This is a genomic window from Streptomyces sp. TLI_146, assembly GCF_002846415.1.
GTDB lineage: Bacteria > Actinomycetota > Actinomycetes > Streptomycetales > Streptomycetaceae > Streptomyces.
Genome location: NZ_PJMX01000001.1, coordinates 6,755,922 through 6,779,604, shown reverse-complemented (window position 1 = coordinate 6,779,604; position 23,683 = coordinate 6,755,922). Strand labels below are relative to the sequence as shown.

Below are 23,683 nucleotides of genomic sequence, written 5' to 3'. Positions count from 1 at the left end.
TCAGGCCCCGTTCAGCTGGGACTGGACCTGGGAGGAGATCAGTTCGAGGTGATCGAGGTCATCCAGGTCGAGGACCTGGAGGTAGATCCGGGACGAACCGATCGCCTCGTACGCGCCGATCTTCTCCACCACTTCGGCGGGCGAGCCCGCCAGTCCGTTCGCCTTGAGCTCTTCGACCTCCCTTCCGATGGCGGCCGCCCGGCGCGCCACTTCGGCGTCGTTCTTTCCCACGCAGACGACCAGGGCGTTGGAGTACACCAGATCGTCGGGGCTGCGTCCGGCGCTCTGGGCGGCGGCTCGCACCCGGCCGAACTGCCGCTCGCTGTCGGCCAGGGAAGCGAACGGGATGTTGAACTCGTCTGCGTACTGTGCGGCCAGCCGTGGGGTGCGGACCGCGCCGTGGCCGCCGATCAGGACCGGCACCTTGGCCTGGGCAGGCTTGGGGAGCGCGGGCGAATCGGTGAGCTGGTAGTAGGTGCCGTCGTGGTTGAAGGTCTTGCCGGTCTCGGTGGCCCAGAGGCCGGTGACGATGGCCAGTTGTTCTTCGAGCCGTGCGGACTTCTCCTTCGGGAAGGGGATGCCGTAGGCCTTGTGCTCCTCCTCGAACCAGCCCGCGCCGAGGCCGAGTTCGATGCGGCCGCCGGACATCTGGTCCACCTGGGCGACCTGGATGGCGAGGACGCCGGGGAGCCGGAAGGTCCCGGCGGTCATCAGGGTGCCGAGGCGGATGCGGCTGGTCTCACGGGCCAGTCCGGCGAGGGTGATCCAGGCGTCGGTGGGGCCCGGGAGGCCGTCGGCGGAGCCCATGCGCAGGTAGTGGTCGGAGCGGAAGAAGGCGTCGAATCCGAGGGCTTCGGTGGCCTTCGCGACGGCGAGGAGGGTGTCGTAGTCGGCGCCCTGCTGGGGCTCCGTGAAGATTCGAAGATCCATGCATCCATCCTGCACCTTCGAACTGTCGTCAACCCCGCCCTTGCGGCGTGCGCGATGGCTGCCCGGTCGGGTGAATATCGTCCACCTGACGGGCCGCGCGGGCTCTGACCAGTGACTGTCGCGCTGAGTGGTCGTTGGCTCGGGCGGAGCCGGACCGCCCGGCCCGCGCGCCGGCGGCCGTTGCCGACGCGTCTGTCGAACTGCCACCCCCGCAGCCGCGCGGGAGGGCTTGGGCCGAGGAGGCCGCCATGTCCCAGGAAGCCGTGCCGGAACAGGCCGTGCCGCAGGAGCCGGCCGGGCAGTTGGTGCCCGAGCAGAAAGGTGCGCCGAAGGGGCTGCTGCAGCAGATGGAGGAGCTGATGGCGGCGCTCAACGCGGATCTGTCGCAGCTCGACGCCGATCTGCAGTCGTCGGCCGAGCGGATGCCGCCTGGTCAGGACGCCGGTGGGCAGGTGGAGGGCAGCTCCACGGGCGTGTGAGTGCCGGTGTGGTGAGTTCCGTACGGTCATGACGGGCCCGCCGTCGAGTCGCGCAGGGCGCCGGGCCGTCTTTCCTGCTCACGGACGGTGAGCCTGCGGAGCATTCCGCGGACCCGGTCGCTCGACTCGTCGGCGGCGTCGATCGCTTCGATGCACTGCCAGTAGAGGCCTTCTTCGTCGGTGGCGCAGGCGACGCCGACGAGGGCCATGCCGACGTCTCCGAGCAGGCCGCCGAGTCCGGTCAGGGTCTGTCTGGCGTCGGTGACTTCGGAGAGCTGGGTGGCGCGGATGCCGCCGATGCGCAGTCCGGGGTGGTCGAGGGCGCCGCAGCCGCGGCCGCCGGTTTCGCTGAGGCCGCGTGCCTCGCCCCTGAGTTCCGGCGGGCCGGTGGCCGCCAGGTGGCTTCCGATGGCCTGGGCGAGGGCTTGTGCCTGCCAGGCCTCGGCGACGATCTCCAATGCCGCGGTGCTTTCCGCGAGCGCTAACCTGCTCACCCCGATGAGCCGTACCGCGTCCATGCGTCGCCCCCGTTCATACGACGATCCGTTTCCCCGTCACTACCTAGAGTGAGCTTTTGAGGCCAGGAAAGCCAGAGGAATTGGGAAATCTGTGGACGAGCAGGGGGTTTTGAATAACTCGCTCACTCCGAAGAGTGACCGTTTGGACTTTCTTCGGGATTTCGTACAGCGGCGGGGCCGGTTTGTGCAGGGGTGGGGCGGGTCTGTGGCGGGGTGAGCCCGGTGGGGGGCTGCGGGGTGGGCGGGGCGGTGGGGACGGGGAAGCGGAGCTCGTTGCGGTCGATCTTGGCGGAGAGCGCGGCGAGCGGGTCGATGCCGAGGACTTGGCACAGCTGGAGGAGATAGGCGAGGACGTCGGCGACTTCGTCGGTCACGCGGTGGGCGCGGTCGGGGTCCTGCATGACGTGGTCGGACTGCTCGGGGGTCAGCCACTGGAAGATCTCGAGGAGTTCGGAGGCCTCGACGCTGAGGGCGGAGACGAGGTTCTTGGGGGTGTGGAAGGGCTGCCAGTGGCGTGCGGCCGCGAAGTCGGCCAGTCGGCGCTGGAGTCCCGCTACGTCGAGTTCGGTCACGGCTCCAGGTCTACCACTGCCGCTCCCTGGACTCCTCGGGCGCACCCGGCGTCCGTGACGGTGCCGGCGAGGCGGATGTGGCCGCGGCGGCACATCTCGGCGGCCAGTGCGGACAGTTCACGGGCTTGATGCCGGTCGAGGCCCCGGTCGAAGCCGTCGGTGAGGACGGTGAGGGTCTGCAGGGCGGAGGGGATCTCGGCGACGGTGTCGACGGCGAGGACGCCGGGGCCGGTGAGCAGGACCAGGGCGAGCGCGAGGTAGCGCAGTTCGCCCTCGCCCAGGCGGGCCACGGGCGTGGGGGTACGTTCGCCGCGGCCCACGACGGCTCGTAACGTGCCGTCGGCGAGTTCCTCGGCGGCGAGCGCGGTGACCTGCCCGGCGCAGCCCGCGCGGGCCGCGGTGACCAGCCGGGCGTGCCGGATGGTGCACTCCTCGGCGGTGCGGGAGAGGATCTCGGCGAGGTTCTCGCAGCCTCGCCGCAGCCTTCCCTGGCCGGGCAGGACGGGTTCGCGCATGCGCTGCGGCTGGGGGTCGCAGGCGAACACGGACCGCAGGGCGACGACGACTTGTTCGGCGGCGGCGAGGACGCGCAGCTGTCCCTCGGTTGTCCCGGCGACGCGCAGCGGCAGCAGGGCGGTGCCGAGCCGGTCGTCGGGGAGCGGGGCGCGGGTGACCGGGACGGCGCCGGCGGTGTGCCAGGCGGCCTGCACGGTGGAGCGGCCGGGGTCGCGCAGGGCGGTGGACAGGAGGGTGTCGCCGTCACTGGTCAAACGTTCGCCGACGACGCGGAGTTCCGGCTCGGCCTGGACGGCGAGGTCGAGCTGCACGGGACCGGCGGGCCCGTCGACGGTGCAGCCGATGCGGAATCCCCGTCGGCCCTGGGCGTCCGCCTCGGCGCGTTCCGGTACGCAGCCGGCGGGGTCGGGGAACGCCGAGGCGAGGGTGGCGCCGGAGCCGAGCCTGGCCAGTGCCTCGTACGCCTGGAGGACGCTGGACTTGCCGCTGCCGCTCGGTCCCGCCAGGAAGGTGAGCGGGCCGAGCGGGAAGACCGCGCCGCGGTGCGCCTTGAAGGCGGAGAGCCGCAGTTCGGTGACGGTGGGCCGGTCGCAGGTTCCGTTCATGGAACGGAACCGTATGAGCAGGAAACGTGACGAACCGTTACGCCTCGATCACCTTCCTACGAATGAGGGACGGTGCCCTGCACGCGGGACGGCCCTGCATAGCGGTTGCCCGCGCCGGGGACCGCCGGACCGCCTTACGTATGCGGGACGACGGCCTCCGCGATGCCCTCCACCTCCGTGCCGACGGGGGCGAGGAGGAAGACGTTGCGGTCGACCCGGTGCATTCCGCTGCCCAGGCCGAAGACCACTCCGCTGCTGAAGTCGAGTATGCGCTTGGCGACTTCGGTGTCCGCGCCGGTCAGATCGAGCAGGACCGGGGTCTGCGCCATCATGTATTCGGCGACCTCGCGCGCGTCCGCGAAGACCTGGACGCGCAGGACCACGAAGCGGCGCTGTTCGACGGCCGCGTACTCGTTGGGGATGGTGCGGTGGTCGACGCGCGACGGCCACTCGTTGCGACTGCGCAGCGGAACTACCTGGGCGAGCCCCTCCCACTGTTCATCGGTGACGTCGTACCTGCTCACCGGACCACCTCGCCCATGTGCTGTATCTGCATCCGGCCATGATGACGCCGCTCACCCGTTCAGCCCAACTCCGACACGGCTCTGAGCTGTGAAGTTGTCCGGACCGAGGCGTACTAACGTGCGGTACGGGAGTCCAGCGCGTCGGCGACCAGGGCGAAGAACCGGGCGTGGGCGCGGGCGCTGCACGGTGCTTCCGGGTTCCACGGCAGTACGCGCGCGCGGTCCTCGATCGTCCGCCAGTGCGGGTCGGCGCGTAGTTGCTCGACGGGGGTGGCGTTCACCCGTACGTCGGACAGGATGACTTCGGCGGGCAGGGCGGCCGCCTCCTCCCAGGTGAGCGTGGTCCAGTTCGCCCCGGTTCCGGCGGGCGGCTCGACCAGGTGGACGCCGTGCTCCGCCAGGGCGCGCAGCTCCGGCCAGGCGCCCGGGCGCGCCACGTGGACCTGGTCGGTTCCGGCGGGCGAGAGGGCGAGGACGCGGGGCTCCGCCGACGCTTGCGCGTACGCGCGCGTGGCGGTCGTCACGGTGCGCAGGCGGCGCTGCGCCGCGTCGAGGCGGCGGGCGGCGTCCTCGTGGTGGCGGTCGCCGCCGAGGGCGCGGGCCAGGTCCGTGAAGCGGTCCCTGATCTCGGCCAGGGAGCGCGAGTGCCCGATGTCGATGACGACCACCGGAACGTGTTCCTCCAGGTGTTTGGCCGTCTCGGGGGCGAGGCCGTAGACCTGGCCGCCGCCGTAGCTGACGGCGACCACGAGGTCGGGCGTGCCCTGGAGCAGCATGTCGAGGTCGAGGGCGCTGCCCGCGCCCAGGTAGCGCAGGCGGTCCAGGGGCAGCCCACCGGCCTTGGCGCGGTCGGGCGAGGCCCCGTCGTGGAAGGAGCCGAAGACGGCTCCGGTGCCGACTCCGTGGTCCCAGAGCGTGGCTCCGGCCTGGATGTAGGCGGTCACCCGGCTGGGCACCCCGCTCGCCGTCGCCACCTGCCCGCGGTCGTCCGAGAACTGCCAGACCGGCTTGTCCATGAGGTCACACGCCCCCTGTAGTCGCTGTGCGCGCCAGCGCCGGGTCACGCTACGCCCGAGTCGTCCCGCCCCGCCAGGATCCGTACCCGATTACCTGCCCGTCGTCCCGGCGCGTCACCCGTTTCGTGCGCCCCGGTAGTGCGCGCTCCGGCGCGTGGAAGCGCTCGACGCGCGGGGTCGGGGGCGGCTGGCTAGCGTGGCAAGCCGGACCGTCTGTCACACAGGAGAGAGCACAGTCATGGCCGCAGAACCAGAGGGCACTCCGTGCTGGGCCGATGCGATGTTCACCGATGTCGAGGGAGCGAAGAGCTTCTACGGTGACGTGCTGGGCTGGACGTTCGGCGAGGCGTCGTCGGAGTACGGCAACTACACGCAGGCGTACGCGAACGGCAAGGCGGTGGCGGCCGTCGTGCCGCCGATGCCGGGCCAGGAGGGCCAGTCGGCGTGGTGCCTCTACCTCGCCTCGCCGGATGTCGCCGCCACCGCGAAGAAGATCAAGGACAACGGCGGCGAGGTGCTGATGGAGCCGATGCAGGTCGGCGACTTCGGTTCGATGGCGATCGCCCGCGAGCCCAGCGGCGCCGTCTTCGGCGTGTGGCAGGCGGGCAGCCACGAGGGCTTCGAGGCCAAGGGTGTGCCCGGCTCGTTCTGCTGGGCCGAGTTCTTCACCCGCGACCCGGAAAAGGTCGACGCGTTCCTGCCCGCGGTCTTCCCGTACGGCGCCAAGCAGATGCAGGACGACGCGGCCGACTTCCGGGTCTTCAGCGTGCGTGACGAGATGGTCATGGGGCGCATGAAGATGACGGAGGAGTTCCCGCCCGAGGTGCCGTCGTACGTGAACGTGTACTTCGCGGTCGACAACTGCGACGACGCGGTGGCGAAGGCCACCAAGCGGGGCGGGGTGCTGCGGTTCGGGCCGATGGACACGCCCTTCGGCCGGTTCGCGGCGCTCAGCGACCCGCAGGGCGCGTCCTTCTCGGTGATCGACCTGCAGACGACGCAGGGCGAGATGCCGCAGATGGCCGACGTGTAGCGAGCCGGAAGGGCCCCGGGGTGTGCGGGCACGCGCGCGTGCCCGCACACCCCGGCTGTGTCAAGCCCCCTGCCGCACCTGCGCCCTGACCGTCCGGGCGGCCTCGACGAGGTTCTCCAGGGACTGCCTCGTCTCGGTCCAGCCGCGGGTCTTCAATCCGCAGTCGGGGTTGACCCAGAGCCGTTCCGGGGCGATGGCCGCGAGCCCCTTGCGCAGCAGTGCGGCCGCCTCCTCGGCGCTCGGTACGCGCGGCGAGTGGATGTCGTAGACACCGGGTCCCACCTCGCGCGGATACCCGGCGGCGGCGAGCTCGTCGGCCACCCTCATGTGCGAGCGGGCCGCCTCCAGGCTGATGACGTCGGCGTCGAGGTCGTCGATGGCCTGGAGGATGTCACCGAACTCGGCGTAGCACATGTGGGTGTGGATCTGGGTGTCGGGACGTACGCCCGCGGTGGTCAGGCGGAACGATTCCGTGGCCCAGTCCAGATAGGCGGCGCGGTCCGCGGCGCGCAGCGGCAGCGTCTCGCGCAGAGCGGGCTCGTCGACCTGGATGACCGAAGTACCCGCCGCCTCCAGGTCGTTCACCTCGTCGCGCAGCGCGAGCGCCACCTGGCGGGCGGTCTCCGCGAGCGGCTGGTCGTCGCGGACGAACGACCAGGCCAGCATGGTGACCGGCCCGGTGAGCATGCCCTTGACGGGGCGGTCGGTGAGCGACTGGGCGTACGCGGTCCAGCGCACCGTCATCGGCTTCGGCCGGGAGATGTCGCCGGCCAGGACCGGCGGGCGGACATAGCGCGTGCCGTACGACTGGACCCAGCCGTGCTGGGTGGCGAGGTAGCCGGTCAGCTGCTCGGCGAAGTACTGCACCATGTCGTTGCGTTCGGCCTCGCCGTGGACGAGGACGTCGATGCCCGCCTTCTCCTGGAAGGCGATCACCTCGCGGATCTCGGCCTTGATGCGCTCCTCGTAGCCCTCGGTGTCGACGCGTCCGGCGCGCAGGTCGGCGCGGGCGGTGCGTACCTCGGTGGTCTGCGGGAACGAGCCGATGGTGGTCGTGGGCAGCAGCGGCAGCCGCAGGCGGGCGCGCTGGGCCGGGGCGCGTTCGCCGTACGGCTGGGAGCGGCGGCCGTCGGCCTCGGTGACCGTCGACGTACGCGCGCGTACCGCCGGGTCGTGGGTGAGGGCGGAGCCGGCGCGCGAGGCCAGGTCGGCGCGGTTGGCGGCGAGTTCGGCGGCGATCGCGCCGGTGCCGCCGGTGAGACCGCGGGCCAGGGTCACGGTCTCGGTGGTCTTCTGGTGGGCGAAGGCGAGCCAGCGGGCGATCTGCGGGTCGATGTCGCGTTCGGCCGTCGCGTCGAGCGGGACGTGCAGCAGCGAGCACGACGGTGCCACGTCGACGGTGCCGGCGAGGCCGAGGAGCGTGCCGAGGGCGGCGAGGGACTTCTCGTGGTCGTTGATCCAGATGTTGCGGCCGTCGACGACGCCCGCGACCAGCCGCTTGCCGGGCAGCCCGCCGACGGCGGCGAGGCCGTCGAGGTTGGCGGCGGCCGGTCCCGTGAAGTCCAGGCCGAGGCCCTCCACGGGCGCCTTGGCCAGGACGGGCAGGGCCTCGCCGAGGCGGTCGAAGTAGGAGGCGACCAGCAGCTTGGGTCGGTCGGTGAGGCTGCCGAGCGCCCCATAGGCGCGGGCGGCGGCGTCCAGTTCGGCGGGGCCGCGGTCCTGGACGAGGGCGGGCTCGTCGAGCTGCACCCACTGGGCACCCGCCGCCCGCAGATCGGCGAGCACCTCGGCGTAGACGGGCAGCAGCCGCTCCAGCAGGGCCAGCGGCTGGAAGTCGGCGTCGACGCCGGGTGCGGGCTTGGCCAGCAGGAGGTAGGTGACCGGTCCGACCAGGACGGGCCGGGCCGCGAGGCCGAGCGCCAGCGCCTCGGTGAGCTCGGCGACCTGCTTGCCGGAGTCGGCGGTGAAGACGGTGTCCGGGCCGAGTTCGGGGACCAGGTAGTGGTAGTTGGTGTCGAACCACTTGGTCATCTCCAGCGGCGCCACGTCCTGGGTGCCGCGGGCCATGGCGAAGTAGCCGTCCAGGGTGTCGGTCTCGACGGCGGTGCGGTGCCGGTCGGGGATCGCACCCACCATCACGCTGGTGTCGAGGACGTGGTCGTAGTACGAGAAGTCGCCGGTCGGCACTTCGTCGACGCCTGCCTCCGCGAGCCGGAGCCAATTGGCGCGGCGCAGGTCACGGGCGGTGTCACGGAGGGCGTCGGCGCCGACTCGGCCCTTCCAGTAGCCCTCGATGGCCTTCTTGAGCTCCCGGTCGGGGCCCTGGCGGGGGTAGCCGTACACGGTGGCCCGTGCTGCCGCGGCTGCGGACGTGCTGGTCACGAAACTCTCCTTCGCGAGAATGTCCCGAAATCGACCCTGGTACGGGTCGTGGGCGCGAAGGGATGACGGACAGGGCGGCCCGCGCGGAACGGTGCCCGCGCTCGAACCACCTCTCGTCCCGCCGACCCGCCCACGAGGTCACCAAGATCTCCGCGCGCGATCGGTCGCGCACGGGCAACGGGCAGGTCTTCGGACTCGCGGGCACGCCTGCCGGATTCCCGGCGGACACCTACTGGCCGTCGCTTCCCAGACCCGGCCGGGCCCAGTGCGTATGACGGCGGTCGTTCCCGCTCACCGCTGCGGGGCAGTCCCGGATTCCCACCGGGTTCCCTCTTGCGACGCGCCTGCCTGGCGGGCAGGGCGAACCAGCTGCGAGCGCCACCCTACCCAGACAGGGGGCCGGGGCCACCCCTCACATCGGACGCGCACGCCTCGTGATGTCCGACATCGGAGGCGTGCCGCAGTCGCACACAGGTGCTCACAGCATCGGGGCGCGATTAGTGTGGCCGACGTAACCACTCGTGATCGCCGCACGTGACATCGAAGTAACGGGCATTTCGTACGGTCGGAAACCCAAGGGATCCCGGCCGAGACGAGAGGGGACACCCGTTGACCGCACAGGCCACGCGGGCCGCCACCGAACAGGTGCGCACGGTCTGCTCGTACTGCGGTGTGGGCTGCGGGATGGTCCTCGACATCGCCATGGGGCCGGACGGCCGGCGCACGGTGCTCAAGGCCTCCGGTGACAAATCACACCCGACCAACTCCGGTCGGCTGTGCACCAAGGGCGCGACGACGGCCGACATGCTGGCCGCTCCGGGACGCCTGTCCACCGCGCTGGTACGGGGTGAGCGCGGGGCCGAGCCGGTGCCCGCCGGTGTCGACGCGATGATCGCCGAGGCGGCGGGCAGGTTGCGGGCGATCGTCGACGAGCACGGGCCGGACGCCGTCGCGTTGTACGTGTCCGGTCAGATGAGCCTGGAGGCACAGTATCTGGCCAACAAGCTGACCAAGGGGTTCATCGGCACCAACCAGATCGAGTCCAACTCCCGGCTGTGCATGGCGAGTGCGGGCAGCGGCTACAAGCTGTCGCTGGGCGCGGACGGGCCGCCCGGCTCGTACCAGGACTTCGAGAAGGCGGACGTCTTCCTGGTCATCGGGTCAAACATGGCCGACTGTCATCCCATCCTCTTTCTGAGGATGATGGAGCGCGTCAAGGCCGGGGCGAAGCTGATCGTCGTCGACCCGCGCCGCACCGCGACCGCCGCCAAGGCAGATCTGTTCCTCCAGATCAAGCCGGGCACGGATCTCGCGCTGCTCAACGGCCTGCTGCACCTGCTCCAGGAGAACGGGCACACCGATCCCGCCTTCATCGCCGAGTACACCGAGGGCTGGGAGGCGATGGGCGAGTTCCTGGCCGACTACCCACCCGCCTCGGTCGCACAGACCACCGGGATCCCCGAGGACGACATCCGTACGGCGGCGCGGTGGATCGGCGCGGCCGGGGAGTGGATGAGCTGCTGGACCATGGGGCTCAACCAGTCCACCCACGGCACCTGGAACACCAACGCCCTGGTCAACCTGCATCTGGCGACCGGAGCGATCTGCCGCCCCGGCAGCGGCCCGTTCTCGCTCACCGGCCAGCCGAACGCCATGGGCGGCCGCGAGATGGGCTACATGGGCCCCGGGCTGCCCGGCCAGCGCTCGGTGCTCGTGGACGAGGAGCGGGCCTTCACCGAGGAGCTGTGGGGGCTGGAGCCGGGCACGCTGCGCACCGACGGGGCGGGGCTCGGCACCGTCGAACTCTTCCGGCGGATGGCCGACGGCGACATCAAGGCGTGCTGGGTGATCTGCACCAACCCGGTGGCCTCCGTCGCCAACCGCCGCACCGTCGTCGAAGGCCTGCGGGCGGCCGAGTTCGTCGTCGTCCAGGACGTGTTCGCCGAGACCGAGACCACCGCGTACGCGGACGTGGTGCTGCCGGGCGCCCTGTGGACCGAGGCCGAGGGTGTCCTCATCAACAGCGAGCGCAACCTCACCCTCGCCCGGCAGGCCGTCGACGCGCCCGGCGAGGCGCTGCCCGACTGGCAGATCATCGCGCGCGTGGCGTGCGCGATGGGGTACGAGGAGGCGTTCAGCTACACGGGTCCCGAGGAGGTCTTCGAGGAGATCAAGCGGGCCTGGAACCCGAAGACCGGCTACGACCTGCGCGGGGTGACGTACGAGCGGCTGCGCGCCACGCCGGTGCAGTGGCCCGCCCCGACCACCGAGGGTCCCGACCGCAACCCGATCCGGTACGTGACCGAGGACGGCGGCGGTCCGGTGTTCCCTACGGCAAGCGGGCGGGCCGTCTTCCACGCGCGCCCGCACCTGCCGGCCGCCGAGATGCCCGACGACGACTTCCCGTTCGTGCTCAACACCGGGCGGCTGCAGCACCAGTGGCACACGCTCACCAAGACGGGGAAGGTGGCCAAGCTCAACAAGCTCAACCCGGCGCCGTTCGTGGAGGTGCATCCCCAGGACGCCGAACGCCTCGGCATCGCCGAGGGCGACGGGGTGGAGATCGCCTCCCGGCGCGGACGGGCGGTGCTGCCCGCCGTGGTGACCGACCGGGTGCGGCCGGGGTGCTGCTTCGCGCCGTTCCACTGGAACGACCTGTTCGGCGCGGATCTGAGCATCAACGACGTGACCAGCGACGCGGTCGATCCGATCTCGCTGCAGCCCGAGTTCAAGGTGTGCGCGGTGTCGCTGACGAAGGTCGCGGCGGAGGTGGCGCGGCCCGTCATGCCGGGGACGGCGACGGACGCCGTGGTGACATCCCCCAGCCGCTCGGCCGACGCGTCGGGAGCGGCGGGAGCGCTCGTTTCGGGTGGCGCGCTGGCGACAGCGGGCGTGAGCGGCACTACAGGGGCGCCCGTCGCGGGTACCGCGCTCCTCGACGCCCCCGCGCCCCTCCCGCACGCCGTCCCCGCCCAGCGCACGGCCCCCGACTCGCCCCAGTGGGCGGGCCAGGGCGCCGCTCCCGCCGTCGTGTTCGGGCTCGGCGCTCCTCCGCCGGTCCTCACCGAGCGGGAACGCCAGTACCTGGCCGGGTTCCTGGCCGGGCTGGAGTCGGGCGCGCCCGGCATCCCCGTACTGCCGCCGACGGCGCCGTTCAGCGAGGAGCACGCGCTGTGGGTGAACGGCGTGCTGGCCGGGATGTACTCGCGGGCCACCCCGCGCCCCGCCCCTGCCGCGCCGCCCCAGGCCCCCCGGGGCCGTGACGTGCTGGTGCTGTGGGCCTCGCAGACCGGCAACGCCGAGCAGCTCGCCGCGGCCGGTGCCGAACGGCTCGCCGCCGCCGGGCACCGGATCCGGCTCGTCCCGATGGACGACACCGCTCCGGACACGCTGCCCACCGACGCCGAGGTGCTGCTGATCACCAGCACCACCGGAGACGGCGAAGCGCCGGACAACGGCGCCGCGTTCTGGGACGCCCTGGCCGACGACGAGGCTCCGCGTCTGGAAGGGCGCCGCTTCGCGGTCCTGGCGTTCGGGGACTCGTCGTACGACGAATTCTGCGGGCACGGCAGGCGCCTGGACCGGCGCCTTGCCGAGCTGGGGGCGGTCCGGCTGCTCCCCCGCACCGACTGCGAACCGGACTTCGAGGACCGGGCGCAGGAGTGGCTCGACGGGGTGCTGGCCAAGCTGGAGGAGCTGTCGGCGGCCGGGAAATCGGCTCCCGGCGAGCCCGCCGGCCTCCCCGGCGACACATCCCTCGGCACCCCCGCCGCACCCGCCCCCGGGACTCCCGGAAACTTCCCCGACGAATTCGCGGCCGAGCGGGAACTCACCTCGCACGGCGTCCGTTCACCGGGTACAGCAACATCCTCGGTCCTCAACACCACACCCATCCCCGGCAGTTCCACGGCTGCCAGGGTCCCTACCACCTCCTCCGTCCCCCTCCCCAGCTCCCGGGCCGCCGCCGTCACGGCCCGGCTGACGGGGAACTCACTGCTCAGCCTCCCCGGGTCGAGCAAAGAGGTACGGCGGTTCACCTTCGACACCCGCGCGAGCGACACCCCGCTCACCTACGCGGCCGGGGACGCGCTGGGCGTGCACCCGGTCAACTCACCGGATCTGGTGGCCGAGTGGCTGGCCGTCACCGGTCTGGACTCCACGACTCCCGTCGAGATCCGCGGGGTCGGCGAAGTCCCGTTCGGTACGGCGCTGCACGAGCACCTGGACATCACGCGGATCGGCCCCGACCTGCTCAAGTTCGTCGCCGAGCGAACCCATGACCGCCGCCTCAAGCACTTGCTGCGCCCTGACAACAAGTGGCAGCTGGCGCAGTGGTCCTGGGGCCGCCAGGCGGTGGACGTGGTGGCCGAGCACGGGGTGCGCGCGAGCGCGCCCGAGTGGGCGGGCGTCCTGCGCGGCCTGCGGCCACGGCTGTACTCGATATCGTCCAGCCCGCTGACCGACCCGCACGAGGTGTCCGTGACGGTCTCGGTCGTCCGGTACGAGAACCGCCTCGGCCACCCGCGCGCGGGCGTGTGCTCGGCCCTGCTCGCGGACTCACCGCCGGACGCGCCGCTTCCGGTGTATGTACAGCACACCCGGCACTTCCGGCCGCCCGCCGACCCGGGGACGCCGATGGTGATGGTCGGCCCCGGCACCGGCGTCGCCCCCTTCATCGGCTTCCTCTACGAACGCCGGGCGCTGGGCCATCACGCCCCGAACTGGCTGTTCTTCGGCGAGCAGCACCGTGCCACCGACTTCTACTACGAGGACGAGCTGACCAAACTGAGCGCGGAGGGCACCCTGACGCGCCTGGACACGGCGTTCTCCCGTGACCAGCGCGCCAAGGTGTACGTACAGGACCGTATGCGCGAGCACGGCCCGCTGCTGTGGTCCTGGCTCCAGGACGGGGGGCACTTCTATGTGTGCGGTGACGCGTCCCGTATGGCCAAGGACGTCGACCGGGCGCTGCGCGACATCGCGATGGCGCACGGCGGGCTGGACGAGGAGTCGGCGGCGGCGTATCTGAAGCAGCTGACGGCGGGGAAGCGATACGTGCGCGACGTCTACTGAGTGACCGCCATCCGGAGGTGAGTGACCGCCATCCGGCCAGCCGGGCAGGCACGGGGCTCTGGCGGTTACGGCACCTCCGCCGCCGGGGGAAAGCCGCCGACCCAGATGCTGGTGATCGCGCTGACGTAGCACGCCCCGCACCGGTCGGGCGGGGCCACCAACTGGGCTCCCTCGGAGTCGAGTTCGCGGCCGTCCATACGGGTGGCGAGCAGGATGGGCTTGTCGCCGAAGTCGGTGTCGATCTCGGCTCAGGCCACGACCGTATGGTGGCCGTCGTCCCCGCTGACCGCCAGCAGGAAGCGGGAGCGGTCCTTGCGGCGGCGGACGTCGAAGGCCGGCCCCCACAGCCGCATCCGGCCCACCGTCCCGGCGGGCCACGCCGAAAACATCCCAACGACGCGACCCGTATCTGGAGGATCACCCAACAACCATTCCCCATCCCTGACCTGGCATTTACGATGTCTCAACTCGCACTTACCTGGTGAATGTGAGAAGCCGGGCATCCGCCCGTCCGACAGCCGCGCAAGGAGCCAGAGCATGCACGTCGGACACCTCCTCCAGCTCGACAGCCTGGACCTCACCCTCCTGTGGGGCGAGGAAACGCTCCTCGGCCGAGAGATCAGCGGCGTGACCGCGACCGATCTGGAGGACCCGGCGCGCTTCCTCCAGGAGGGGGAAGTCGTGCTGAGCGGCCTGGTGTGGTGGAACCCGGGCGACGCGCGCGCCAAGACCGACCGTTTCGTCTCGGCACTGCGTACGTCGGGGGCGACCGCGCTCCTGGCGGGCGAGGAGACCCACGGCACGGTCCCCGACGAGCTGATCGACTCCTGCCGCGAGCACCAGGTGCCGCTGCTCGCCGTCCCCGCGCGGACGAGTTTCCGCGCCATCACCGAGGCGGTGTACCTGCGTCAGTGGGGCGACCTCAGCCGCCTCCCGGCACCGCACTACGCGCTTCCGGAGTACGTACGCACCGAGCTCAGCCGGCTCGTGGACCGCGGCGCGGACCCCGGCGTGCTCCTCGACCGCGCGCTCGCCCCGCTCGGCGGCCCGCCCTGCTACCTGCTGACCAGCAGCGGCCGTACGGTGGCCCGCACCCCGTCGGCACCCCCACTGCCCGCGGACCGCGCCGCACTGAGTGTGCGTGGCGCGGCGGGGACGACGCTGCGGATCCAGGCGGAGAGCGGCACGTACGACGCCTGGCATCTGCACCTTCCGCCGGGCGCGCCGGAGGTGCCGCCGCGTGTGCTGCACGAGATAGCCGAGGTCCTCGCCCAGTCCCGGCACGACCACGACCGCCGCCGGGCGGCGGGACGGCAGACGGAGGACGACATGGTCGCGGCGGTGAGGGCGGGGGTGGCGGGTCCCGGTCCGGACGCCAGGGCGGTGGAGGGCGCGCTGCGGGCGTGCGGTCTTCGGGCCGGGGGCTCGTACCGCGCGCTGGTCGCGACGGCCGGCGGCGCCGAGGGGCGTATGGGCGCCGCCGACGCGCTGACGGAGGCGCTGAGTCACGTGGCTCCGGTCGCCTTCGTCGTGGGCCGGGGCGAGGGGGTCGAGGCGATGGCGATCATCGAGGATCGGGAAGACATCCGACGTCAACTCGTCGACGTATGGCCACTGTTGGCGGAGTGCGAGCCGAAGGCGACCGCGCTCCACGCCGGGGTGAGCGCACCCTGCGCGGCGGCAGGGCTCGGCGCCGCTCTCGGGCAGGCGCGGTACGCGCTCGCGGCGGCCCGGACCACGTCGCCGGGCGCCGCTCGGGTGACGGCGGTCGAGGAGCTGTCGACGCTGGAGTCGCTGCTGGCAGGCGTACCGGCGGAGGTGCGGGCCGCGTACTGCGCGCGCACGCTCGGCCCGCTGACAGAAGCAGACAATGCGTCACATGCCATGCTTCTGGAGACACTTGAGGTCTTCTTGGCGCACAACTGCTCGTGGGCGCGTACGGCCGAGGCGCTGCATCTGCACGTGAACACGGTCCACTACCGCATCGAGCGCGTGGAGGTGCTCACCGGCAGAGACCTCTCCCGCCTCGACCACAAGCTGGACCTACGGGCAGCGCTGCTGTGCCGCTGAGCACCACAGGCCACCGCTCACCCCAGGTCGACATGGACATGAGTCGACTTGACCCGGGCGGTGACGGTCACCCCGACCTCGATGCCGAGCTCCTCGACGGACTCGCGCGTCACCAGCGAGACCACCCGGTGCGGCCCGCACTGGATGTCCACCCGCGCGGCCACGTCGTCGACCGTCACGGCCGTGACGATCCCCACGAAGGAGTTCCGCACCGAGGTGGCCACCCCGCCGGGCACCTCGTACACCCCGACGGCCCGCTCCTGCGCGAACGCGGCGAGCCCGACCCCGTCGATCACCCGGTTGCCCGTGCCGTCCCGCTCCATCCGCAGCCGCCCGGCATCGGCCCACCGCCGCACGGTTTCGGAACTCACGCCGAGCAGCACCGCTGCCTGGCCAATGGTGTACGTGGGCACGCGAGCACTCTAGGCGCGGAGGCGGCCGACAGACCCGCCGACCTCACTCGATGGACTTACTAGGACGTCCAACTATATCTTCGAGGAGATCACCCCAAGATCCACGCGCACGAGCACACGAGCACACGAGTATCTGCCCGGATCCGAGAGGAACCGCCAGCCCATGGCCCCCAGCACCCCCGGCACCGCCCCCGACGCCGAGGACGTCCTGCTGGCACGCCGTGGCCGCGCCGCCTCCCTCACCCTCAACCGGCCGAGGGCGCTCAACGCGCTGACCCACGCCATGGTCCGCCGCATCGACGAGGCACTGACGGCGTGGGAGCACGACCCGGAGGTGGAGACGGTCGTCCTCACCGGCGCCGGCGACCGCGGGCTCTGCGCGGGCGGCGACATCCGCGCGATCCACGACGACGCCCGCTCGGGCGGCACGGCTTCGGCGGACTTCTGGCGTGACGAGTACCGCCTCAACGCCCGCATCGCGCGCTGGTCCAAGCCGTACGTGGCCGTGATGGACGGCATCGTGATGGGCGGCGGGGTCGGCATCTCGGCCCACGGCAACGTACGCATCGTCACCGAACGCTCCCGGGTCGCCATGCCCGAGACGGGCATCGGCTTCGTCCCGGACGTGGGCGGTACGTATCTGCTCAGCCGCGCACCCGGCGAGCTGGGTACGCACCTGGCCCTGACGGGCGCGCCGGTGGGCGCGGCGGACGCGATCGTGTGCGGCTTGGCGGACCACTACGTACCGTCACCCGAACTCCCGGCTTTGCTGGACGAGTTGTCGCTCTCCCCCGTACGGGAAGCACTCCCCCGCCACACCCACCAGCCTCCGCCACCCGGCGTACTCGCCGCCCACCGCGACTGGATCGACGACTGCTACGCGGCGGACACGGTCGAGGAGATCGTGGACCGCCTGCTCGCGACGGGCGTCCAGGAGGCGAAGCAAACAGCCGAAACGATCCTGACGAAGTCCCCGACGTCCCTGAAGGTCACCCTGCGGGCGATGCGCCGAGCCCGTGAACTCCCCACCCTGGAGGAGGTCCTGACCCAGGAGTACCGCATCTCCTGCGCGTCCCTGACCTCCCCGGACCTGATCGAGGGGATCAGGTCCCAGGTGATCGACAAGGACCGGGAGCCTCGGTGGAGGCCGGGGGCGCTGGGTGACGTGACTGAGGGGATGGTGGATTGGTTCTTCACGGGCGCCGACGGCCGGGAGTTCCTCTTCACGTGACGGTGTCGAGCTCAAGCGTCCCGGCAATGACCGCGTCCCTGGACAACACGTATAGGTACCGAGAGCATCCACGACCGGCCGCCCGGACATGCGGGCGGCCGGACCGACATCGCAGGGCTTCACATGCGAAGCGCCGCGCACTCACGCAGCAGCGGTTCCAGGCGCAACTGGTTCTCCCTGCGATCGAACACCTGGAGCGCATCGAGGCAGGTGACAAGCCATCGCGCCTCATCCTCATCCTCGATCTTGAGTCCCACAGCCGTTACCGCGGCCTCCAGATCGAAATGGTCGCCCTTGAACTCCTCCTCGAGGGCTCGGTACCCGGCGGTGAGCAGAGGGTCCGCGTACACACCGGTCGCCTCGACGAAGGCGCGGGCCTCGGACGGGTCCGAGCGCAGGCCCGCCAGGCGGCGGAACACCTCGTCGGAGTCGCCCAGCTCGTCGTGCAGGCGTTGCGCCCGGACGACCAGGAGCGGCCAGCCTCCGGTCAGCTCGTGGAGACGGTCCAGGCGGTCCTCCGTATGAAACATGTTGACACGCTGAGCCCAGCCGCGAAGGCTGCGGCGGTCGTGGCGACGCAGCACCACCGGGGCGGCCGAGGTGTCTTCGGTTCCCATCAGCAGGGAGCGCCACAGGGCCAGTTGGGTGGAGTCGGTGACGAGGACGACCGCCCGGGTGACTCCCGGGGTGGCGGGCAGTAGCGTCTCGGCGAGATCGACCGCCTCCCGGCAGGTCTCAGGCCGCACCGGATCCCGGTAGTTGACGAAGTCACTGATGACCACCCGTCGCTCGCGGGGCCGTCCTCCGGTGAGCTCCTGCTTGTAGACGCTGGGCTTGCCGACGGGCGGCAGCGTCCAGCCATCGATCGGTCCGGCGATCGTACGGAGGGTCCGCGCAACGTCAGTGACTCCGGTGGCGGATGTGCCGAGGACTACTCGGGTCCGGTTGGACCGCTCGCCCAGAAGATCGTCGAGTTGGGTGTTGGTCAGCGGAGCCGGCTCGCCATCCGGCAGCTCTGGGCGGCCCTCCTGCACGATGCTCTCCTGCAGTTCACAGTCCTGTTCGGCCCTGAGCAGGCGGGCCTCCACCTCGTGGGAGGTACCGATCATGCGCAAGGCGTTGGGGCCGCGCAGATGCCAGCCCAGGCCGTCGTGGTTGGGAGCGAGGATGCCGAGGCCGACCATCTCGGAGAGGTAGGCGCGGAAACCCTCGGTGTCGAGCTGCTCGAACCCCTGGCGCCAGTACGTCTCGCACTCCTCGCGCAGCTCCGTGTCGCTGAGTCGCACCTCCAACCCGTGATGACGGGCGTGGTAAGCGAGAACGTTGGCGATCACGTCGTAGCGGTGGTCGAGACTCAGCGTGTCCTTGAAGGCCGCAGAGATGCCGTCCCTGAGCGCGGCGTCCGACTCCACGACCTCGATGTCGGTCACCTCCACCTCATAAGAGGGTCCCTCGGCTCCGCGCCGCGCCCGCTTGCGGTGCATCAGCTCGACCAACCGGTGTCCGAACATCTGCAGCAGGAAGGGCTGGTAGGAGCAGTAGCCGAGGACACGGTTGACGAGATCCAGGTCCTTGAATTCGAACCCGAGCGCCCGCATCGGCTCCACCAGAAGCTCGGCCGCGGACTGGGGGGCCAATGGGCCGATCACCTTTGGAGTCTGCGCCAGGTGCCCGAACGGTCCGTTGCTCGCGAGCTTGGAGAAGCGCTGCACGGAGTGCAGTCCGGCGAAGACGACCTTGGCGCGGTCCTTCGTGTCGGACCCCAGGCCCTTGAGCTTCTTGGTCTGGTCGAAGCGAGGAGCGTCCGCCTCGAAGAACTGGTCGCACTCGTCGAGCAGGATGAGCAGACGGCGGCGCGTGTCCCCGTCGAGCCAGGCTCGAATGCCGACGCGTACCCGCTCGGAAATCTCCTGCCGTTTCCTGCGCCCCTGCGGGCGGTCGTCAAGGATCTCCGCCTCGGCCAGCTCCCGCTCCAGGACGCTCCACAACGCCTCCGGACCGAACGAGCTGCCTTTGCCGATGTTCTCCTGGTCCAGGTTGACGTACACCGCTTGGTGGTAGCCGGGGCGCTGCTCCGTGAACCGCTCCCCGGCATCGGCTAGCAGTGCCGACTTGCCAAGACCTCGGCCGCCGTAGATGACCTGGGTACCGCGCGGGTCGAGGATGCTCTTGCGTTCGGCGTCACGGCCGTAGAACATCTCGCCGCCGATCCGGCCACGCTTCTCCCTGATGTACGGGTTGACACCGGAGAAGGGCAGCATGGTCTGTGTCGCTGTACTGACCTGGCGATTGCCACGGGCGGCGAGATAGGCAAGGGCCGCGTCGTCCACCACCATCAGCGGCTGCAACCGACTGGAACCGACGGCGAGTTCGACGCGAGCCTCGCGGCTCAGCGTGCCGAAGTAGACGACGAGGAGGCTCGCATCGCTGGTGTCACGCTCTGCCCAGCTCATGACGACCTTCGCGGGCGGTCTGCCCCAGACCACCATCACCCGAAGGTTGCCACCCTGTTCCCTGATCTGAGAGCCGAACGCGGGCGCCTTCGCCCTGCCGTTGATCTCCACCCCAGTCGCTTCGAAGAGACGATATTCCCGCCGGTGCTGGGACCTGTCGTCGAGCGCTCTGGCACTCTTGGCGTCATAGCCGAGGAGCTTGAGCAGCGGCGGTACCTGCCTCGTCGGAGCCACTTGGATCCGGTCATTCCGCTCCGTGGAGGCCATCGCGTGCCACTCGTCGAGGGCGTCGGCCGCGAGTGCCGCCTCGTCCGTGGAAAGGCCGCCATAGTCCAGGATGGGAAGCGAGGGATGCTTGCCACCCGATCGGACCAGATCGACGAGGTTGCGGTCGATGCCTCCCGGCAGACCGTCGGGCACAGCCGGGAAGAAGTCGGGTAGGTGCGACTCGCCTCCCTCGATCTCCGGGACCGGTTCGCCGATTTCCAGGAAGTAGACGAGGTCGGCGGCGGTGGCCAGGTCGTTCGTCTCCAGGCGTCGCAGCACCTGGGCACGCTCCTCCGCGGTGGGCTCCAGGGCGTCGAGCCGGGCGCGGATCCGATCGGACGCCTGTCGGCGGAAGGCGGGCAGGTCGCTCCGAACCGTGTCCAACGCCCGCCGCACGTCCAGCAGGTCATGCCGGTCGGCGTCCTCCAGGCGGTCATGAGCGTCGGCCAGCAGTTCCTGAAGGCCCAGGTCCTGGTCCTCGGTCACGGCTCCGTCAGCCTGGGCACGGTGCAGCTCGGCGACGAGTTCGCCGTGCGCCTTGCGCAGTTTCGTGCGCCGGGCGGATTCCCGTCTGTCGATCTCAGCATCGTCGAACGGGACGAACTCATCGGCCCGAGACCCGGGCAGCAGGCCTAGTTCGGCCAGTTCGACGATGCTACGGGCCGCGGCGAAGGCGTCTCGGGAGAGTCGCTCGTCGAGGGCGTCCCGCCAGCTCCGGTCGACCGCGTTCAGCAGTGCCTCGAGCGAGGGCCGCTCGTCACAGGTGTCACACACCTTCAGCAATTCGGCGTCCAGCACGAGCTCCGGGCGGACCGAAACACCCGAGCGCCTGGCCATGGCGTCACCGGCGAGCATGGCGAACAGCTCCTCCATCGACGCGCGTGCGGCCCAGGCCGTCGCGGCGGCGAGGGCATCCGAACGCCGCGCCATCTGCTCCAGCTCCATCAGCGCCGCCTCTTGGCCGTCCAGCAGGGACCGACGCAAAGAGGCGATCTCCTTGGCCGCCCGGTTCCCATCGGAACGGTCACTGCGCCGGGTACCTTCGACCGCCAGGCACCACTCCTTGACCAGACTGACGGCTCGCTCCACCAAGTGGACCAGATCCTGGCGCCCGGAGCCTTGGAGCGGCTTGCCACTGGACGAGCGGTGCTTGCGGTCCATGCGGTCGATCTCGCTGTTGATCTCGGCCAGCCTGCCCAGCCGCTCGGCCTGTTCCCGCACCTGCTGCATCGCTTCGCGACTGTCGCCGGCGACGGTCGTGAGCAAAGATCCCAGCATCCCGTCCTCCGGAGCGAGCCAGCACTTGGCGATCTCCGTCGCCCGCGCGAACCGCAGCCTCTGCGGCGCGAGAAGGGCACGGCTCTGCTCGCGCAGCTCCCGCACCCGAACCTCGCTTTCGGAGGCACCGGCAACCAGCGGAGAGGCGATCATCAGGGCACCGCTGAGGGCCCGGTCGGCGACGGCGGTTCCCGCCTCCGCGAGCCCCTCAGGGAGCCGGGGCACCAGCGCCTTGAGCTGGGCCCCTGCCGAGTGGTCACCAGTGATCAGGGCGGTTCGCAGCAGTGCGGGCAGCAGGAGGAGTTCACTGCCCTCGGTGTCCGGGCCCGCGTATCCGCCGTACTGCTGGAGCAGGTCTGCCGTCAGGCGGGCAGCCCTACTGTCACCGGAGGTGAGCAGCGCGGCGGCACCGGCCAAGCGGAGTGCCACCACCTGAGGCTCGGGGTAGCCGGCGGCCCTCGCCAGATGTTGGGCCAGTCCGAAGCGCCGCTTCACGACCAGATGCGCCAAGGCCTGCTCGGCCGCGGCCTCATCAAAGGCATCACCCACGGCCGGAGCCGCCTCGCGGACGAGCGTGTCCTCGGCGGGACGGATAGGTGGCGCCGCGGAATCCGAGACAATCGCCTCCGGCTCCGTCAACGAGTCCGGGTCTCTGTCCACGGAGGGCATGGCATGCGCTTCGGTAACGTGGACCGGCTCGGAGACCGCTGTCGCGACAGGCGTGTCCTGGCCGGTGGGAGGTGTCGGGTCCTTCTCTGCAGCTGGCGCGCCCTGCCCATCGAGGGCAGACGTGGGCTCGTAGGCCGTCACGGCTTCCGGTTCGGAGATGTGCCGGGGCGCGGGCTCCTCAACGGGGCGGCGGGCAGTCTCCTCCGGCTCTCCGGACGGTGGCAGGTCGGCGTACTTCACAGTCGTTTCGCCGCCGGCGTGCTCGGCGGCGCGTCTCGCCTCGGCCTCATCGGGTTCACCACCGGCGTCCTCCGGCTGGGCCAACGTGAGTTCAGCTGCGATGACCACCGCTATGGCGCAGGTGGGCAACGTCTGCACGACCTGCTCCTGCAGGGCCAGGATCTCCGCCGCGGCATCCGCCTGCCGCCCGAGCCCGATGATCCGGGCCAAGGCGGCCAACGCGGCGCTTTCATCCCATTGCCGGTCCTCCCACAGCGCAGTGTCCAGCAAGCAACGGGCCGCGCTGCGCACGGCGTCAGCGGCAGCGGCAGCCGCGGCGGAGCTGTCCGGCCGGGCGGTGACATTCAGCAGTTCGCGCAGCAACTCCCGTGCCCGGAGGTCATGCTCGCGCACCGCCCCGTAAGCACGTGCGGCACGAGTCAACTCCTCCAGACGGCGCGGCACTTCCACGATCCCCACCGCGCGGAGCACCGCGTCGACGCTGTCGAAGGCAGCTCCCAGCGCGACCAGTGGAGCCAGGTCCTCGCTCCGCGGAGGGCAACCGTCCATGATCGAGCCGATCACGTTCTCGGCAGCTTGCCGGGCACGCGCGAGAGCTGACTCCAGTTGCCTGCATGCCGACTCCGGATCCGTCCCCTCGTCGGTACCGATGTCGTCGGACGCCGCAGCGGTCATCTCGTGAGGAGTGCCGAGATCGAGTACCCCGGTCTGGTAGGAGGGGGGATCCCCGCCCGCCCGCTCAGTGACGGCTGGGCGTACGGTCTTTCCCTCGCCCGGGAGCAGCGAGTCGTCGGCTTCCGCTGCTCCGGGGACGAAGCCAGGGTGCGCCTCGACGAGGGACCGTGCCGCCGCAGCAACAGCTACGAGCTGAGCAGTCTCCTTCCCGTCGGCCATCACCGCGAACCAGTCCTGGTCCGCCGCCCAGGCAAGGATGTGGGCGCTGGCAACGGAGGCATGGCACCACGCGAACACAGTGGCCCGGACGAGCGTCGTGCCCCACCGGGCAACGGGGTCGGGAACGGTCTCACCCCGCGGTGCGAAGACGAAGTCACTCACCTGATTCATCACGGTGACCGTGAGTGCTCTGATCCCGTGCGTGGCGGTCTGCTGCCGGGACTCACGCCGCAACCTGGCGAGCACGTCCCGGCACAGGGCACCGCTCACCCGACGGGGGGCCGCCATGCGGATCCCCAGACTGCCGAGCAACTGCTGCCGGTCCTTTGGCCGCAGGGAGTTGAAGGCCAGTTCCACCATGTCGACCGTGAGGTCGTTCAGGGCGGCGATCGTCGGCGGCTCCAAGGCGTTGAGCGCGACAGCCAGGCCTTCGAGGTCTTGCGCCGGGACGCTCACCGGGGACCACGGCGGCCCCGTGACGACGCGGTAGCGGTCTTGCATGTACGCGTACTCCGTTTCT

General features: G+C 70.8%; 13 protein-coding genes, 2 pseudogenes and 1 riboswitch. Of the genes and pseudogenes, 5 read left to right on the top strand and 10 right to left on the bottom strand.

Going from position 1 to position 23,683, the window contains the following annotated elements:
• Positions 1–930, bottom strand: a complete 930-nt coding sequence (locus tag BX283_RS30265; RefSeq protein ID WP_101390630.1) for an LLM class F420-dependent oxidoreductase — start codon at positions 928–930, stop codon at positions 1–3.
• A gap of 248 nt (positions 931–1,178) precedes the next feature.
• Here BX283_RS30265 and BX283_RS30255 point away from each other — a divergent pair, with 248 nt between their 5' ends.
• Entirely contained in the window at positions 1,179–1,409 is a 231-nt protein-coding gene (locus tag BX283_RS30255; RefSeq protein WP_101390629.1) for a hypothetical protein, read from the top strand.
• 26 nt (positions 1,410–1,435) lie between these two features.
• Here the strand turns inward: BX283_RS30255 and BX283_RS30250 are convergent, their stop codons facing one another.
• From BX283_RS30250 to BX283_RS30230, 5 genes and pseudogenes are all read right to left on the bottom strand, one after another.
• A complete protein-coding gene (locus BX283_RS30250) occupies positions 1,436–1,927 on the bottom strand; it encodes a DUF6099 family protein (protein ID WP_101390628.1) in 492 nt (163 codons plus the stop codon).
• Positions 1,928–2,178: 251 nt separating this feature from the next.
• Positions 2,179–2,499: pseudogene (locus BX283_RS30245) on the bottom strand (nucleotide pyrophosphohydrolase); the annotation flags it as partial.
• Positions 2,496–3,620: an AAA family ATPase gene (locus BX283_RS30240; RefSeq protein ID WP_101390626.1), complete on the bottom strand. Its 1,125-nt coding sequence runs from the start codon at positions 3,618–3,620 to the stop codon at positions 2,496–2,498. The gene BX283_RS30240 and the pseudogene BX283_RS30245, both read right to left, overlap by 4 nt.
• A 134-nt stretch (positions 3,621–3,754) precedes the next feature.
• Positions 3,755–4,144, bottom strand: coding sequence for a cell division protein SepF (locus tag BX283_RS30235; protein WP_101390625.1), 390 nt, complete (start codon positions 4,142–4,144; stop codon positions 3,755–3,757).
• Between the two features lie 113 nt (positions 4,145–4,257).
• Positions 4,258–5,160 (bottom strand): ABC transporter substrate-binding protein, encoded by a 903-nt coding sequence (locus BX283_RS30230; protein WP_101390624.1) that lies wholly within the window; start codon positions 5,158–5,160, stop codon positions 4,258–4,260.
• Between the two features lie 238 nt (positions 5,161–5,398).
• Between BX283_RS30230 and BX283_RS30225 the strand changes: the two genes are divergently transcribed.
• Positions 5,399–6,193, top strand: a complete 795-nt coding sequence (locus BX283_RS30225; RefSeq protein WP_101390623.1) for a VOC family protein — start codon at positions 5,399–5,401, stop codon at positions 6,191–6,193.
• Positions 6,194–6,253: 60 nt separating this feature from the next.
• Here the strand turns inward: BX283_RS30225 and metE are convergent, their stop codons facing one another.
• Entirely contained in the window at positions 6,254–8,575 is a 2,322-nt protein-coding gene (gene metE, locus BX283_RS30220; RefSeq protein ID WP_101390622.1) for a 5-methyltetrahydropteroyltriglutamate--homocysteine S-methyltransferase, read from the bottom strand.
• Positions 8,576–8,758: 183 nt separating this feature from the next.
• A riboswitch (cobalamin riboswitch) is annotated at positions 8,759–8,910 on the bottom strand.
• Positions 8,911–9,184: 274 nt separating this feature from the next.
• On the opposite strand from metE, the gene BX283_RS30215 reads away from it, so the two are divergent.
• On the top strand, positions 9,185–13,648 hold the full coding sequence (locus BX283_RS30215) for a bifunctional nitrate reductase/sulfite reductase flavoprotein subunit alpha (protein ID WP_101390621.1): 4,464 nt from the start codon (positions 9,185–9,187) through the stop codon (positions 13,646–13,648).
• A 65-nt stretch (positions 13,649–13,713) separates the two neighbouring features.
• Here BX283_RS30215 and BX283_RS30210 read toward each other — a convergent pair.
• Positions 13,714–13,986, bottom strand: a pseudogene (locus tag BX283_RS30210) (molybdopterin-dependent oxidoreductase); the annotation flags it as partial.
• A 199-nt stretch (positions 13,987–14,185) separates the two neighbouring features.
• Here BX283_RS30210 and BX283_RS30205 point away from each other — a divergent pair.
• Complete coding sequence (locus BX283_RS30205; protein ID WP_101390620.1) at positions 14,186–15,718, top strand: PucR family transcriptional regulator; 1,533 nt, start codon at positions 14,186–14,188, stop codon at positions 15,716–15,718.
• Positions 15,719–15,735: 17 nt separating this feature from the next.
• Here the strand turns inward: BX283_RS30205 and BX283_RS30200 are convergent, their stop codons facing one another.
• A complete protein-coding gene (locus tag BX283_RS30200) occupies positions 15,736–16,131 on the bottom strand; it encodes a molybdopterin-binding protein (RefSeq protein WP_101390619.1) in 396 nt (131 codons plus the stop codon).
• Positions 16,132–16,294: 163 nt separating this feature from the next.
• Here BX283_RS30200 and BX283_RS30195 point away from each other — a divergent pair, with 163 nt between their 5' ends.
• A complete protein-coding gene (locus tag BX283_RS30195) occupies positions 16,295–17,362 on the top strand; it encodes an enoyl-CoA hydratase/isomerase family protein (RefSeq protein ID WP_101390618.1) in 1,068 nt (355 codons plus the stop codon).
• Between the two features lie 119 nt (positions 17,363–17,481).
• Here BX283_RS30195 and BX283_RS30190 read toward each other — a convergent pair whose 3' ends face one another.
• Positions 17,482–23,664, bottom strand: a complete 6,183-nt coding sequence (locus BX283_RS30190) for a hypothetical protein (RefSeq protein WP_101390617.1) — start codon at positions 23,662–23,664, stop codon at positions 17,482–17,484.
• Positions 23,665–23,683 lie beyond the last annotated feature (19 nt).

Coding starts and splice junctions, on each gene's coding strand:
- BX283_RS30265 (WP_101390630.1), bottom strand. CDS start 930: ATGGATCTTCGAATCTTCACGGAGCCCCAGCAGGGCGCCGACTACGAC.
- BX283_RS30255 (WP_101390629.1), top strand. CDS start 1,179: ATGTCCCAGGAAGCCGTGCCGGAACAGGCCGTGCCGCAGGAGCCGGCC.
- BX283_RS30250 (WP_101390628.1), bottom strand. CDS start 1,927: ATGGACGCGGTACGGCTCATCGGGGTGAGCAGGTTAGCGCTCGCGGAA.
- BX283_RS30240 (WP_101390626.1), bottom strand. CDS start 3,620: ATGAACGGAACCTGCGACCGGCCCACCGTCACCGAACTGCGGCTCTCC.
- BX283_RS30230 (WP_101390624.1), bottom strand. CDS start 5,160: ATGGACAAGCCGGTCTGGCAGTTCTCGGACGACCGCGGGCAGGTGGCG.
- BX283_RS30225 (WP_101390623.1), top strand. CDS start 5,399: ATGGCCGCAGAACCAGAGGGCACTCCGTGCTGGGCCGATGCGATGTTC.
- BX283_RS30205 (WP_101390620.1), top strand. CDS start 14,186: ATGCACGTCGGACACCTCCTCCAGCTCGACAGCCTGGACCTCACCCTC.
- BX283_RS30195 (WP_101390618.1), top strand. CDS start 16,295: ATGGCCCCCAGCACCCCCGGCACCGCCCCCGACGCCGAGGACGTCCTG.
- BX283_RS30190 (WP_101390617.1), bottom strand. CDS start 23,664: ATGCAAGACCGCTACCGCGTCGTCACGGGGCCGCCGTGGTCCCCGGTG.